Annotated in this window: 10 protein-coding genes; 5 read left to right on the top strand and 5 right to left on the bottom strand. The window is 66.4% G+C overall.

The window, feature by feature from the left end; translation table 11 throughout:
- Positions 1 to 3 precede the first annotated feature (3 nt).
- The 4 genes from DRB17_RS07075 (at position 4) to rsmA (ending at position 5428) form a co-directional block, all read left to right on the top strand.
- Positions 4 to 2157 carry an LPS-assembly protein LptD gene (locus DRB17_RS07075; RefSeq protein ID WP_161958732.1) on the top strand — a complete coding sequence of 718 codons (2154 nt, stop codon included), beginning with the start codon at positions 4 to 6 and terminating at the stop codon, positions 2155 to 2157.
- 100 nt (positions 2158 to 2257) lie between these two features.
- On the top strand, positions 2258 to 3508 hold the full coding sequence (locus tag DRB17_RS07070; protein ID WP_114581505.1) for a peptidylprolyl isomerase: 1251 nt from the start codon (positions 2258 to 2260) through the stop codon (positions 3506 to 3508).
- Positions 3505 to 4566 carry a 4-hydroxythreonine-4-phosphate dehydrogenase PdxA gene (gene pdxA, locus DRB17_RS07065; protein ID WP_114581504.1) on the top strand — a complete coding sequence of 354 codons (1062 nt, stop codon included), beginning with the start codon at positions 3505 to 3507 and terminating at the stop codon, positions 4564 to 4566. The genes DRB17_RS07070 and pdxA overlap by 4 nt, the downstream gene beginning before the upstream one ends.
- Entirely contained in the window at positions 4559 to 5428 is an 870-nt protein-coding gene (gene rsmA, locus DRB17_RS07060; RefSeq protein ID WP_114581503.1) for a 16S rRNA (adenine(1518)-N(6)/adenine(1519)-N(6))-dimethyltransferase RsmA, read from the top strand. The genes pdxA and rsmA overlap by 8 nt, the downstream gene beginning before the upstream one ends.
- Before the next feature lie 43 nt (positions 5429 to 5471).
- Here rsmA and metH read toward each other — a convergent pair whose 3' ends face one another.
- The 5 genes from metH to DRB17_RS07035 all read right to left on the bottom strand — a co-directional run bounded on the left by metH (position 5472) and on the right by DRB17_RS07035 (position 13046).
- Complete coding sequence (metH, locus tag DRB17_RS07055) at positions 5472 to 8981, bottom strand: methionine synthase (RefSeq protein ID WP_114581502.1); 3510 nt, start codon at positions 8979 to 8981, stop codon at positions 5472 to 5474.
- A 3-nt stretch (positions 8982 to 8984) separates the two neighbouring features.
- Positions 8985 to 9851 carry a methylenetetrahydrofolate reductase [NAD(P)H] gene (metF, locus tag DRB17_RS07050; protein WP_114581501.1) on the bottom strand — a complete coding sequence of 289 codons (867 nt, stop codon included), beginning with the start codon at positions 9849 to 9851 and terminating at the stop codon, positions 8985 to 8987.
- Entirely contained in the window at positions 9848 to 10825 is a 978-nt protein-coding gene (locus DRB17_RS07045; RefSeq protein ID WP_114581500.1) for an ArsR/SmtB family transcription factor, read from the bottom strand. Before DRB17_RS07045 ends, metF begins: the two co-directional genes overlap by 4 nt.
- Before the next feature lie 562 nt (positions 10826 to 11387).
- Entirely contained in the window at positions 11388 to 12059 is a 672-nt protein-coding gene (locus DRB17_RS07040; RefSeq protein WP_114581499.1) for a Fe2+-dependent dioxygenase, read from the bottom strand.
- A 138-nt stretch (positions 12060 to 12197) separates the two neighbouring features.
- Positions 12198 to 13046 (bottom strand): methyltransferase domain-containing protein, encoded by an 849-nt coding sequence (locus DRB17_RS07035; RefSeq protein ID WP_114581498.1) that lies wholly within the window; start codon positions 13044 to 13046, stop codon positions 12198 to 12200.
- A gap of 137 nt (positions 13047 to 13183) precedes the next feature.
- Here DRB17_RS07035 and DRB17_RS07030 point away from each other — a divergent pair, with 137 nt between their 5' ends.
- The gene (locus DRB17_RS07030) at positions 13184 to 14134 is read left to right on the top strand and encodes an ArgK/MeaB family GTPase (protein WP_421778532.1); all 951 of its coding nucleotides are present in this window, start codon (positions 13184 to 13186) and stop codon (positions 14132 to 14134) included.
- The last annotated feature ends 49 nt before the right edge of the window (positions 14135 to 14183 follow it).

The following is a 14183-nucleotide window of genomic DNA, read 5'->3' as shown; positions in this document are numbered from 1 at the left end:
TGCGTGCTGGCGATATTCGCCAGCCTGCTACGCGTGGCATGGGCGCAAGAGCCGGTATCGCGCGAAATCCCCGCGCTATTGCAGGCGGATGACGTCGTTTACGACAAGGAACTTCAGACGGTTACCGCCCGCGGCGAGGTGGAGGTGGCGCATGGCGAGCGCATCCTGCTGGCCGACAGTCTGACCTACAACCTCGATACGGATGTGATTACCGCCCAGGGCGACGTCAGCCTGCTGGAACCCTCGGGCGAAGTGATTTTCGCCGACTATGTCGAGGTGACGGGCGACCTGCGGGAAGGCGCGATTCGCAGCTTCCGGATGCTACTGACCGACCGCTCCCGCCTCGCCGCCGCCAATGCCGTGCGCGTGGACGGCCGCCTGACCCAGATGCGCAAGGTCGTGTTCAGCCCGTGCGAACCCTGCCGGGAGGACCCTGAGCGTGCGCCGCTGTGGCAGATCAAGGCCGAGAGGGTGACGCACGATCAGCAGGAAAAGATGCTGAAGTACCGCAACGCGCGGATGGAATTGTTCGGTGTCCCGGTCATCTACACACCCTACTTCGAGCACCCCGACCCCACGGTGAAGCGCAAGAGCGGCTTCCTCAGCCCCTCTTTCGGCTTCTCGGACGAACTGGGGACCCGGTTCCAGATCCCCTACTACTGGGCCATCTCGCCGCAGCGCGACCTCACGGTCGAGCCGATCTACACGACCAAGCAAGGTGTCGTGATGACGGGCCAGTACCGGGCTCGCACGACCGGCGGCCAGTACTCCCTGGCCGGCAGCGCGACGGTCGCCGACAAGACGACGGGGCGGGAAACCAAGACCGATGTTTTCCGCGGTCACCTGGATGTCGAGGGCGAGTTCAATATCGACCGGATCTGGCGCTGGGGCTTCGATGCGCGGCGGACGAGCGACGATACCTACCTGCGCGTCTACGACTTCGAGTTCGACCGTTTCCTCAGGAGCGAGGCATATCTGGAGGGCTTCCGCGGCAGCAACTACTTCTCGGCGCGCACCTTCAGCTATCAGGGCCAGTCGCGCCGGGACGAGGATCGCGAGCTGCCGATCGTGCTGCCGGAAATCCGCTATAGCTATGTCGGCAAACCAGGGACCGCCGGCGGTCGCTTCTTCGCCGAGGCCGGCGCCCTTGGCCTGACCCGCATTGATGGCCGCGACAGCCGCCGCCTCTCCTCAAGCGTCGGCTGGACGTTGCCGTATACGGATAACCTGGGCGGCATTACCGAACTGACCACCGTGGTCCACGGCGATGTCTACGCAGCGAATGGCGTCGACGAGACCACCGATGCGGTCAACCCGCCCGACGCGTCCGCCGCGGGGGAGGATTTCCAAGGCCGCCTGTTCCCGCAGGCCGCGCTCAGCTACCGCTACCCGATGGCGCGCCAGGGATTCCTCGGCCGGGAAGTGTTGGAGCCTCGGGTGCAGCTCGTCGTCGGCCCGAACGGAGGGAATCCGGGCGAGATTCCGAACGAGGACAGCCGGGACTTCGAATTCGACGACACGAACCTGTTCCGTCTCAACCGTTTCCCCGGACGCGATCGGATCAGTTCCGGCCAGCGGATCGACTATGGCGCGACCTACTCGATTTTCGGCGAGGGCTATTCCTATGCCTCCGCTTTCCTGGGCCAGAGCTACCGGATCAACAGCGACGATGCCGTTCCGGATTCGGCCGGCGAGGACGGCGACTTCTCAGACATTGTCGGACGTGTCGACGTCAGGCCGCTACGATACCTCGATCTGAGTTACCGCTTCCGCCTGGATGAGGACAATTTCTCCGCCCAGCGCAGCGAGATCGGTATGCGAGCGGGACCGCCCAGCCTGCAGACACGGATCGATTATACCTTCCTCAAGGACGAAACCGACTCCGATTCCGCCTCGTTCGGGCAGCGCGAGGAGATTTATGCAGAGGTGAGGAGCCGGTTTGCCCGCTACTGGTCGGCTTACGCAAGCCAGCGGCGCGATTTGACGACAAACCAGACGCTTCGGACACGCCTGGGCCTCGTTTACCACGACGAATGCTTCCTCGTGGACCTGCGGGCCCAGCGCGACGAGTTCCGCGACCGCGACGTCGAGCCCGACGACCAGATTTTCGTCACGATCACATTCAAGCATCTTGGACAGTTCGTCGCCGAGCAATAGGTCCTGCCGCGTTGTGAGCGAAGGGCCAAGGGCTTATAGTCCGACAACGCAAATGCCGTCGTGGCGGAATCGCGGCAGAATGAATCGTGGAAACGGGTGAATGCATATGATGCGCGGGCTCCGCAGCCTGCTTCTCGCGCTGGCCATTGTCGGGCTGGCCGCACCGGCCGCCGCGCAGCAGGCACTGCGCGCGGCGGCACTGGTGAACGACGAGGTCATCTCCATCATGGACCTGGAAATGCGGGTCCGGCTGGTCATGACCGCCTCGGGGATATCGGGCTCGGCCGAACAGCGTAACCGGCTGGCGCCGCAGGTCCTCAGGTCCATAATCGACGAGCGCCTGCAGATGCAGGAAGCCGCGCGCCTTGGGATCGAGGCACAGGATGCCGAGATCGACAACGCAATCGCCAGGATCGCCCAACAGAACAATATGGCGCCGCGGCAGTTCCTGGATGTCCTACGACGCAACGGCATCCTGCCGCAGGTCTTCCGCAACCAGATCCGGGCCAAACTGCTGTGGCAAAAGGTCATCGCGCGCGAGATCCGCCGGGAGATCCAGATCAGCCCGGAAGAAGTCGATTCCGTGGTGGAGCGTCTGATGGCCCAGGAGGGCGAACGGCGACTGCGCGTGCGCGAGATATTCCTTTCCGTCGATGCCGGTGACGAGGAGCAGGAGGTCAGGGCCACGGCCCAGCGGCTTACTCAGCAGCTTCGTAACGGCGCCGAATTCTCTTCCCTGGCCCGCCAGTTCTCGCAGGCCGCGACGGCGGCCGTCGGCGGCGATCTCGGCTGGCTGACGCCCGGCAGCTTGCCGGATCAGGTCGCCAATACGCTGGACGAGATGCAACCCGGCCAGATCGCGGGTCCGATTCGCACCTTCGGCGGCTATTATATCGTCCGACTGGAGGATACCCGCCAGATCGCGGCCATCGAGGAGACCGTCAACCTGAAGCAGATCTACCTGCCGCTGCCGGGCGATGCCGCGTCGTCGGATATCGAAGAGGCCCGCGCCCGCGCGGAGGAGCTGGCAGGACAGGTGGATAGCTGCGAATCGATGAGCAACGTCGCGAAATCCGCCGGTAGCGCCAACTCGGGCAGCCTTGGCGAGGTCAAGCTCTCCAGCCTGCCGGAGAATATCCGGGGCGCCGTCGCGGACCTGCCCATCGACACGCCGTCGCGGCCCATCGAAGTCAACGCAGGCATCGCTGTCCTGATGGTGTGCGAGCGAAGCCAGTCGGGCATCGATCGCGACCAGATCCGCGAGAACCTCGCGCGCCAGCAATTGGACTTGCGGGCACAACGCTACATGCGCGATCTCAGGCGCGCCGCCCACGTCGACATCCGCCTATGACTGCCGCCGCCAATGCCGAGCGGCCCAACCCGGACGCGCCGCTCCTCCTGACACCGGGCGAGCCCGCTGGTATCGGCGCGGAGATCGCCTTCGGCGCGTGGCGGGCGCGCGAGGCTGACGGCGTTCCACCCTTCGCGCTGCTGGACGATCCCGACCGGCTGGGCGGCTTGCTCCATCGGCTGGGCTGGGACGTTTCGCTCAAGGTCATCGACAGCCCCGGCGAAGCGGAACACGTCTTCCCCTCGGGCCTGCCCGTCCTGGCGCAGCACTTCCCGGTGCACGTCGAGCCGGGCCACCCCACCCCGGAGAACGGCGCCAGCGTCCTGCAGGCCGTCGACCGTGCCGTCGACCTCGTGCGCACGGGCGAGGCGGCGGCGCTGGTCACCAACCCCATCGCCAAAAGCGTGCTTTACCAGTCCGGTTTTCGCCATCCCGGCCACACGGAATACCTGGCCGCACTTGCCGCCGATGGCGGGGAGGCGCCCGTTCCGGTCATGATGCTGGCGTGTCCTGTGCTGCGCGTGGTACCGATCACGATCCACATACCATTGCGCGAAGTCCCGGAACGACTGACGGGAGAGGCAATCATCCACGCCGGGCGCGTGACGGCCGCCGCCTTGCAGCGCGATTTCCGCCTCAAGAGCCCACGCCTCGCGCTTGCAGGCCTGAACCCCCACGCCGGCGAGGGCGGCGCCATGGGCCGGGAGGAGATCGAGGTGATGGCCCCCGCGGTCGACGCCCTCAAGGCCGAGGGCATTTCCATCCAGGGTCCCCTGTCGGCGGACACGATGTTCCATGCGGCAGCGCGCGAACGCTATGACGCCGCCCTGTGCGCCTATCACGATCAGGCGCTGATCCCGATCAAGACGCTGGATTTCGCGCGAGGCGTCAACATCACGCTTGGCCTGCCGTTCGTCCGCACCTCGCCCGATCACGGCACCGCCTTCGCGATTGCCGGCACCGGCGAAGCCGACCCAACCAGCCTGATCGAGGCGCTGAAGATCGCCCGCGCGCTGGCCGAGGGGCGCGCGCATTCCATGCAGGCAGCCGTTGCCTGAACCCGGCGACAGCCTGCCGCCCCTGCGCGAGACCATCGCGCGGCACGACCTGCGGGCACGCCGCTCCCTGGGTCAGCATTTCCTGCTCGACCTCAACCTCACTGGCCGTATCGCCCGCGCCGCCGGGGATCTGAGTGCGGGGACCACAGTAGAGGTCGGTCCCGGTCCGGGCGGCCTGACGCGGGCGCTATTGGCGCACGGCGCGAGGCATGTCCTGGCGGTGGAGAGGGACAGCCGCTGCCTCGCCGCGCTGGAAGAGCTGGCCGCCGCCTATCCAGGCCGGCTGGAGACGGTGGAGGCCGACGCGCTTGAACTGCGGCTCGACGCGCTGGGCGGAACACCGCGTCACGTGGTGGCCAACCTCCCCTACAATATCTCGACCCAGCTTCTCGTGAACTGGCTGCTGGAGGTTGCGAGGAACCCCGGCGTGGCCGACGGTTTCACGCTGATGTTTCAGAAGGAGGTGGCGGATCGCCTGGTCGCTCGGCCCAACACGAAGGACTACGGACGCCTGTCGGTCCTGACGCAGTGGCTGTGTCAAACGCGCGTGCTGTTCAACGTACCGAAATCGGCCTTCACGCCGCCGCCCAAGATCGACTCAAGCGTGGTGCAACTTGTGCCGCGAGCGAAGCCAGCATATCCAGCCGATCCTGAAACGCTGCAACAGGTGACAGCCGCCGCCTTCGGGCAGCGCCGCAAGATGCTGCGGCAAAGCCTCAAGAGCCTGGCTGTCGATCCGGCCGCCCTGACAGCGGCCGCCGGCGTGACCCCGACCGCGCGCGCCGAGACCCTGGCCGTCGCCGACTTCTGCGCGCTGGCCAGGGCGCTTGCCCAGATGCGCGAAAGCCGGCCGAACGCGTGAAGCGCACGGCCGGCTTCCTGTCCCAACCGAAGTCGGCTTCGGCTTAAATCGCGAAATACTTCGCGTGCTTGTTCAAGAGCACGATAGCGGAAGTGCTCTGCTCGGGATGGAGCTGGTAGCCGTCGGATAGCTCCACGCCGATCCGGTTCGCGCCCAGCAGGTCCAGCAGCGGTACCTGGTCCTCCAGGTTCGGGCAGGCCGGATAGCCGAAGGAGTACCGGCTGCCGCGATAGGCCTGGTGCAGCAACTGGTCCATGTCCTTCGCATCCTCGCTGGCGAAGCCAAGCTCGGCGCGAATGCGCTTGTGCACGTACTCGGCCATCGCCTCGGCCATCTCCACGCCTAGACCGTGCAGGTAGAGATAATCCTGGTAGCGGTCCTCGGCGAACCATTCGCGCGCCACCTCGCTGGCGCGCTGGCCCATGGTCACAACCTGCAAGGCCACCACATCGCGGTTCTCCGGCCCTTCGGAGATGTCGCGCACGTAGTCGGCGATGCAGCGCCGGTCCTTGGTCGGCTGGCGCGGCAGCGTGAAGCGCGTCGCTTCGGTCTGGCCGTCCTCCTCGAAGAGGACCAGGTCATTGCCTTCGCCAGCAGCCTTCCAGTAGCCGTAGCAGGCCTGCGGGATCAGGATGTCCTGCTGGATGGAGACATCCAGCATCCGCCGAAGGATCGGCCGCAGTTCCGTCTTCGCCCAGGACATGTACTCGTCCAGCTTGCGGCCCTGCTTCCGGTAGCCCCACTGGAACTGATAGAGCATGCGCTCGTTCAGGTACGGCACCACCTGCTGCGCCGGCACGCGGGCCAGCACGGTGGAGCCCCAGAACGGCGGCTCCGGGGCCGGCTCGCCGTCGTAGAGCGAGCGCCGTCGCTCAAGCAGCTCCGCCGGTTCGAGCTGGGCGTAAGCGTCGTTCGCGGCCTTGCGCTCGCGCTCCTTGCGCTTCTCGCCGGTGTTGCCGCTTCGACCCTTGCCGCTTTCCTTGATGTGGCTGTCGAACTCGCCGTTGACGACCTTGTCCATCAAGGTCAGGCCGTCGAAAGCATCGCGGGCATAGGCGACGCCGCCGGTCGAATAGGCCTGCTGGCAGTCCTGCTCCACGTAACTGCGGGTCAGCGCCGCGCCGCCCAGGATCACCGGCACCTTCCAGCCCTGGCGGGTCATCTCCTCCAGGTTCTCGCGCATGATCACGGTGGACTTCACGAGCAGGCCGGAGAGGCCGACCACGTCGGCCTTGTGCTCGTCGGCGGCCTTCAGGATGTCGGCGATGGGCTGCTTGATGCCCAGGTTCACCACCTTGTAGCCGTTGTTGGTAAGGATGATGTCCACCAGGTTCTTGCCGATGTCGTGGACGTCGCCCTTCACCGTGGCGAGGACGATGGTGCCCTTCTCCTGGCCGTCGGCACGCTCCATGTACGGCTCGAGGTAGGCGACCGCCGCCTTCATGGTCTCGGCCGCCTGCAGGACGAAGGGAAGCTGCATCTTGCCGGCGCCGAACAGCTCGCCCACCACCTTCATGCCGTCCAGCAGGAAGTTGTTGATGATGTGGAGCGGCTCGTACTCGGCCAGCGCGATGTTGAGGTCGTCATCCAGGCCCTTGCGGTCGCCGTCGACGATGCGTTGGGCAAGCCGCTCCTCAACCTTCTCGGAGCGCGCGGTCTTCTTCTCGACCTCGCCTTCGCGGCCCCTGAACAGGTCGATGAAGGCGTGCAGCGGGTCGTAGCCCTCGGCCCGGCGGTCGTAGATCAGGTCCTGCGCCGCCTTCACCTCCTCCTCGGGAATGGCGTGCAGCGGCTGGATCTTGCTGACGTGCAGGATCGCGCCCGTCAGTCCCCGCTCAAGCGCCTCGTGCAGGAAGACCGAGTTCAGCACGCCGCGCGCCGCCGGGTTCAGCCCGAAGGAGATGTTGGAGAGGCCCAGGATGATCTGACACTGAGGAAGCTCTTTTGCGATCTTCTCGATCGCGTCCAGGGTTTCCAGACCCAGCTTCCGGTCCTCGTTGTTACCGGTGCAGATCGTAAAGGTCAGCGGATCGAAGATCAGGTCGCTTTCGGGCAGACCGCGGGCGACGGCAAAGTCGCGCAGACGCTTGGCCACCTCGACCTTCCGGTCGGCCGTCTTCGCCATGCCCTCTTCGTCGATGGTGAGTGCGATCATCGCCGCGCCATACTTCGCGGCAAGCTCCAGGCGCTTGGCCGGTGGCTCCTCGCCGTCCTCGAAGTTGATCGAGTTGATCGCCGCCTTGCCCCCGTAGAGCTTCAACGCCGATTCCAGCACGTTCAGCTCGGTGGAATCGATCACCAGCGGCGGCGTCACCTGGCCGCGCATGCGGGTCAGCACCTCGTGCATGTCGGCAACCTCGTCGCGCCCGACGAAGGCCGTGCAGATATCCAGCGCGTGGCTGCCCTCGCGCTGCTGCTCCTTGCCGATATCGATGCAGGTGTCCCAGTCCTCGCGGTCCTGCGCCTCGCGGAACCGCTTCGAGCCGTTCGCGTTGCAGCGCTCGCCGATCGACAGGTACGCCTTCTCCTGGCGTAGTGGTACGGGCGTGTAGAGGGAGGCCAGCGACGGCACCCACTCCGGGTTCCGCGTTGCCGGTGCCGGACGCAGGATCTCCTGCCCCTGCTCCTTCGCGACCTCCTGCAGCATCTGGTGCAGCGCGGCCGTATGCTCCGGCACGGTGCCGCAGCAGCCGCCGATCATGTTGACGCCGTCCTCCTGAACGAAGCGGCGCAGCCAGTCCGCAAGCTCGCGCGGGGACAGCGGATAGACGGTCTGCCCGTCCTTCAGCTCCGGCAAGCCGGCGTTCGGCTGGATAGTGATGGGCTTCGGCCAGTTCTCCGACAGCCACTTCAGGTGCTCGGCCATCTCCTGGGGGCCGGTGGCGCAGTTGAGGCCCAGCGTATCGACGCCGAGCGCGTGCACGATGGTCCCGGCCGCCGCGATGTCGGTGCCCACCAGCAGCGTGCCAGTCGTCTCCACCGTCACCTGAACCATGATCGGCACTTCGCGCCCGGACTTCTTGAAGCCGCGCCGCGCGCCGTTGATGGCGGCCTTGATCTGCAGCGGGTCCTGACAGGTCTCGATCAGGATGGCGTGCGCCCCGCCCGCCGTCAGCCCCTCGGCCTGCTTGGCGAAGCCCTCCTCCAGGCTGTCGTAGTCGATGTGGCCCAGTGTCGGCAGCTTGGTGCCCGGACCGATGGAGCCGATGGCAAAACGCGGCCGGCCATCGTCCTTGAACTCGTCGATGGTCTCCAGCGCCAGCTCGGCGGCCAGATAGTTGATGGAAAACGCCTCGTCCGACAGGTCGAACTCACCCAGGGTAATCGGCGATCCGCCGAAGGAGTTGGTCTGGATGACGTCGGACCCTGCCTTCAGGAACGAGCGGTGAATCTCCCTCACCGCGTCGGGACGGGTTACGTTCAGAATCTCGGTACAGTTCTCGGCGCCCTGGTAATCCTTCTCGATGTCCAGGTCCATGTTCTGCACGGTGGAGCCCATGCCGCCATCGCACAGCAGGACCCGTTCCTTCATTGTCGCGAGGATGTCGCTCATGCCTTACGCGGCCTCCTCAAAATGTGGTTTGACCCCCAGCAGCCGGCAGACCGCGTAGGTCAGCTCGGGCCGGTTCAAGGTGTAGAAGTGGAATCGCTCGACGCCCTCGGCCTGCAGCCGCTGGCACAGGTCCGCGGCAACTGAGGCGGCAACCAGGCGGCGCGTGTCGGGATCCTCGTCGAGCCCGGCGAAAGTCTCGTTCATCCACGCCGGGATGCTGGTCCCGCAATCCTCGGAGAACGCGGCGACCTTGGCGAAGTTGAAGACCGGCATGATGCCCGGAATAAGCGGTACGTCTATACCGTGACGCACCGCGTTGTCGCGAAAACGCAGGAACATCTCCGGCTCGAAGAAGTACTGCGTGATGGCGCGGTTGGCGCCGTTGTCGACCTTGGCCTTCAGATTGTCGAGATCCGCTTCCAGCGAGGGTGAGTCGGGATGCATCTCTGGATACGCGGCCACGGAAATGTCGAAATCGGCAACCTGCTTCAGGCCCGCGACCAACTCGGCGGCGTTCGCGTAGCCGCCGGGGTGCGGCCTGTAGGTTCCCGCCCCGCGCGGCGGATCGCCACGCAGCGCGACGATGCTGCGCACGCCGGCGTCCCACCAGCCGCGGGCCAGTTCGGCGATCTCCTCCTGGCTTGCGCCGACGCAGGTCAGGTGCGCGGCCGCGACGTTCGGCGTCTCCGTCGTGATGCGGCGCACCACCCGGTTCGTGCGCTCCTGCGTCGTTCCGCCAGCCCCGTAGGTGACCGACAGGAACTCCGGCGTCAGCGGGGACAGCTTCTGGATCGTATCCCACAGTCGGTCCTCGCCGGCCTGGTCGGCGGGCGGGAAGAATTCGAAGCTGAGGTGAATGGGCGCGTTCATGGGGCGCTCCTTTCGGTTTGAGAAGGGGCGGCAGCGGCGGCGTCGTTCGCGGCTCTGCGCCCGCACCAGAGACAAACGGTGAGTGAGCGGCCCGGAAGCCGCACCGTCGAGGAAGGCGCCAGGCCGGCAGCGCGGAACCAGCGGTCCACCTCGTCGTCGGAGAAACCAAGACGCCGGTGGGCGTGTTCGTGGCGCAGCACCTCGGAATGGTGCGGCGCGAAGTCGATGATGACCAGACGGCCGCCAGGGCGCAGAACCCGCGACGCCTCGGCGATCACCCTTTCGGGCTGCTCCGCATAGTGCAGGACCATGTGCACGGTCACGGTGTCGAACGATGCCGACGGCAGCGGCAGCGCGTACATATCGGCCTGGCGGACCTGCCAGTTCCGCACGCCGAAACGATCCAGCCGCGTCCGCGCCACACCAAGCATCTCGCGCGAGCTGTCGATTCCCACCGCGCGGGTGTAGCGGTCGGCGAAGACCTCGATCATCCGGCCGGTGCCGGTGCCGATGTCCAGCAGTTCGCCGAGCCCGTCCTCCGGCACCAGACGGCGCAGCGCGGCCTCCACCTCCGCATCGTCGACATAGAGCTTGCGGATCTCGTCCCACTGCGCGGCGTTCTTGCGGAAGTACGCCTCCGCCTTCTTCGCGCGCGCCTGCTTCACCTGCTCCAGACGTTCCAGGTCCAGCGTGTGCGCCGCGTCGTTGTCGGGCAGCAGATCGACCAGGGTGCCCGCCAGACTGCCGGAACAGCCCTTTTCCGAGATGCGGTAGAAGGCGTACTGCCCTTCCTGGAACCGCTCGAGCAAGCCGGCGTCGACCATGAGCTTCAGGTGGCGCGACACTCGCGGCTGGCTTTGCCCCAGGATGTGGGTGAGGTCGCTGACGGTCAGTTCTCCATGTGCACAAAGGCCGAGAATACGCAGCCGCGTCGGTTCGGCGACGGCCCGCAGGCCTTGCAGCAATTCGTCCATTTCGCCTCCCCCGCACGAAGGCTGCCGCTCGCAGCCAGGATCATCAAAATCAAGAGATAAGGATATCTTTATGTGGTTATTGCCCAGGTGTCAACATACAGCAAACGGACGTCGCCGATGGGCCATTCAACAAACCGCGTGCAAGCGACGCGGACCGCGGCGGCAATTGATGCGGTCGCGCGGTTGCGTTCGCGGAAACCGGTAACGGATCGCGCGCCAGACAAACGAAAAAAGCCCCGGCCAGAGCGGCCGGGGCTTTACGGGGGTCGTCGGAGTGCGCGGGACTTAGCCGGTGACGAGGGTCGCGAGGGTCAAGATAGCGATCGCCGCCACATACGACAGGCCGACTTGGTTGAAAGCAGCCATTGCCAGCTCCTATTCGTAGCGACGCCGCCCTGTGCGGCGTTTCTAGTTAGCCAATCTACGCTGTCATGAAGAATAGACAACTGCGATTCCCGTAGCCCTCGCCTGTTCAGCACGCATAGCGCCCCAACGACTTGCGCCGATTGCGACAATCATCTGTAAAAGCGCGACACTTTGAAGTCATGGGGGCAAAGCGATATCAGGTTTCCGCCCACATCCGCAGCAGGTTCGCATGCGATTTGGAGAGCAGATCGAACTCCCGGCTCTTGCCTTCCCGCTGGAAAAGGCTGCGCCGGGCGGTATCCAGGTCGAGCAGGATCTCCCGCTGCTCCGGCGCGCGGATCAGGCTCTGCGCCCAGGACACGGCAACCTCACGCACGCCGCCTGTCACCGGCGCAACCCGATGCAGTGTGTTCGACGGGTAGATGATGGCGGCACCGGCATCCAGCTTGTAGCTCTGCTCCCCGCCCGTCGTCTCCATGACCAGTTCGCCGCCCTCGTAGCTGTCGGCGTCGGCCAGGAACACGGTCATCGAAACATCGCTTCGCATCCGCTCGCCGTCGCGGCCCATCAGCGCGTCGTCGACATGCGCGCCGTATTCCATGCCGGGCTCGTAGCGGCTGAACAGCATCGCCCGCAATTGCCGGGGCTGCACCGCCGCACGAAAGACCTCGTTGCCCATCAGCGCCTTGCGGACGATATCGCTGGCCTTCGTCGCGGTGTCGGTGGCGGCAAGCTGCGTGTTGTGCTTCACCAGCCGGGCGTGCCACCCGGCCGTCTGCTTTCCATCAACATGTGTCCCCTCGCCCAGCAGGCGGCGCACTTCTCCAAGCTGTTCCGGCGAAAGCACGTTGGCGATGCAAAGAATCATGGCTGCGGCTCCTTGTCGTTCGACGAAGCTTGCTTGAGCCGTGTTCTATTGCAATTGCAAGTCATTCTCAACAATTGGATGCGCCGCTTCCGACAGCATCCAGCCAAGCCGCCCTTGGTAAACGGGACCGTTTTTTTCTCAGGGCTTGCGCCAGATCGCTTCGACGACGCCGACGCGCCCCTCCTCCAGATTGCGGGCGAGGTTGCGCCGCATCTCAAGGAACTCCGGCCCCATGACGAGATGCGGGCCTGGCGGCTCCGGCTCGCCGGACGCGGCGGCGGCACGGGATTCGCGGATGCGGGTCAGCGCGTCGGCCGTGTTGTCGTGCCACCAATCCTCCATGAGACCGGCACCGGCGAGCCGGGCATGGATCTCGTTCGCCGGCAGCAGGAACGACGCGGCGGGGGTGCTGGCCCAGGGCACGGGAAAGTGCGGTTCACGGCCCGGCCCGGCCACGATGTCGTGCATGATGAAGCGTCCGCCGGGGGCAAGGACGCGGGCAACCTCCTGATAGAGGCGTGCCTTGTCGGGAATGTTCATCGCCGCGTGCTGCGTCCAGATCACATTCCAGGCCCCTTGGGCGAACGGCAGATCGAGCGCGCTGGCACAGACGAACCGGGTGCGCTCGCCAAGGCCGACAAGGCTGCTGAGCCGCCGGGCCGTGGCGCAGTATCCTTCCGTCAGGTCCAGCCCCGTGACGTCGCAGCCGTACTCGGCCGCCAGCATGCGCGACGGCCCGCCAATGCCGCAGCCGAGATCCAGCAACGGCAGGCCACGTGCCTCCGCCTTCTCGGCCAACTCGCGGGTGGCGACGGGGCCGCCCAGATGGAACTGGTCCAGTTGATGCAAGGCCGCGTATTCGGGTTTTGCCGGATCGCCGCCGGCCGCGGGTAATGTTGCAAGGATGCGTTCCACCAGATCGCCGTGGCGCGCGTAATGCGCGGTAACGGTCTCGTTCGGCGAGCAAGGCGCGGCGTCGGTTGGCATATCCGCAAGGTGGCATGGGCCGCGCCCCCGCGACAAGCCGCACTTGACCCGCGCCAACCCGCCCGGCTACAGCCTGGGCCGATCGCCCGGCCACGCCTCCCCGGCCGCGCCGGGCGCGGAACAGGAGCAGCCGGTCCGTGTCCATCGCCGCCGAAGCCTCGCCGAAGCAACGCCTCGACATCATGCGCGGCGGTGACAAGGCTGCGGTGGCGCGCGCCCTGGCGCATCTGGAGCGCGCGCCCGAGGGCTCAGACACCCTGGCGCTGCTCGACGCCGCTTATGCCGCGCCGCGCGCTCATGTCATCGGCGTCACGGGTCCGCCCGGTGTCGGCAAATCGACATTGCTGGGCGCCCTGGTCCGGGCGTTCCGTGGACAAGGGCACAGCGTCGGCGTGATCGCCGTCGATCCGTCCTCGCGCCGCACCGGCGGCGCCCTTCTCGGCGACCGCGTAAGGCTGCTGACCGACCCGGAGGATGCCGGGGTGTTCGTGCGCTCGATGGCGGCGCGCGATCGCCTGGGCGGCCTTGCCGAGATGACCGTCGCGGCGATGGTGCTGATGCGCGCCGTCTATGACGTGGTGCTGATCGAGACCGTCGGCGTGGGGCAGTCGGAGACCGACGTCGCGGGCGTGGCCGACACCGTGCTGTTCTGCGTCCAGCCGGGCTCCGGCGACAGCCTGCAGTTCATGAAGGCCGGCATCGTCGAGATTCCGGACGTCGCCGTCGTCACCAAGGCGGATATGGGCCGGCCCGCCCGACGTGCGCTCGTCGCCCTCAAGGGTGCGCTCAGCCTGAACGCCGCGGGGCGGGACGGCTGGGAGGTTCGCGCACTGACGGTCTCGGCGCAGGGCACGTCCGGCGAGGCGGGGGAGATCGACGGGCTGATCCAGGCCCTCGACACGCACCGTGACTGGCTTGCCGAAGGCGATCGTCTGACCCGGCAGCGGCACCGCCAGTCCGAGCAATGGCTGCGGGAGGCGCTGCGCGACCGTCATGGGAGGGTCGGCCTTGCCCGCGCGGGCTCCCTTTCGCTCGGCCCTGGCGAGTCGCCCTTCAGCCGGCTGGCGGAGATCGCCGCGCGGCTCTGAAACACCCCCTTGCGCTGCGGCGCAACACCGGCCTTTCGCCGTGTGCCTG

The organism is Ferruginivarius sediminum (assembly GCF_003344765.1).
Taxonomy (GTDB): Bacteria; Pseudomonadota; Alphaproteobacteria; order Kiloniellales; family Rhodovibrionaceae; genus Ferruginivarius; species Ferruginivarius sediminum.
This window is presented reverse-complemented; position numbering and strand designations above follow the sequence as displayed.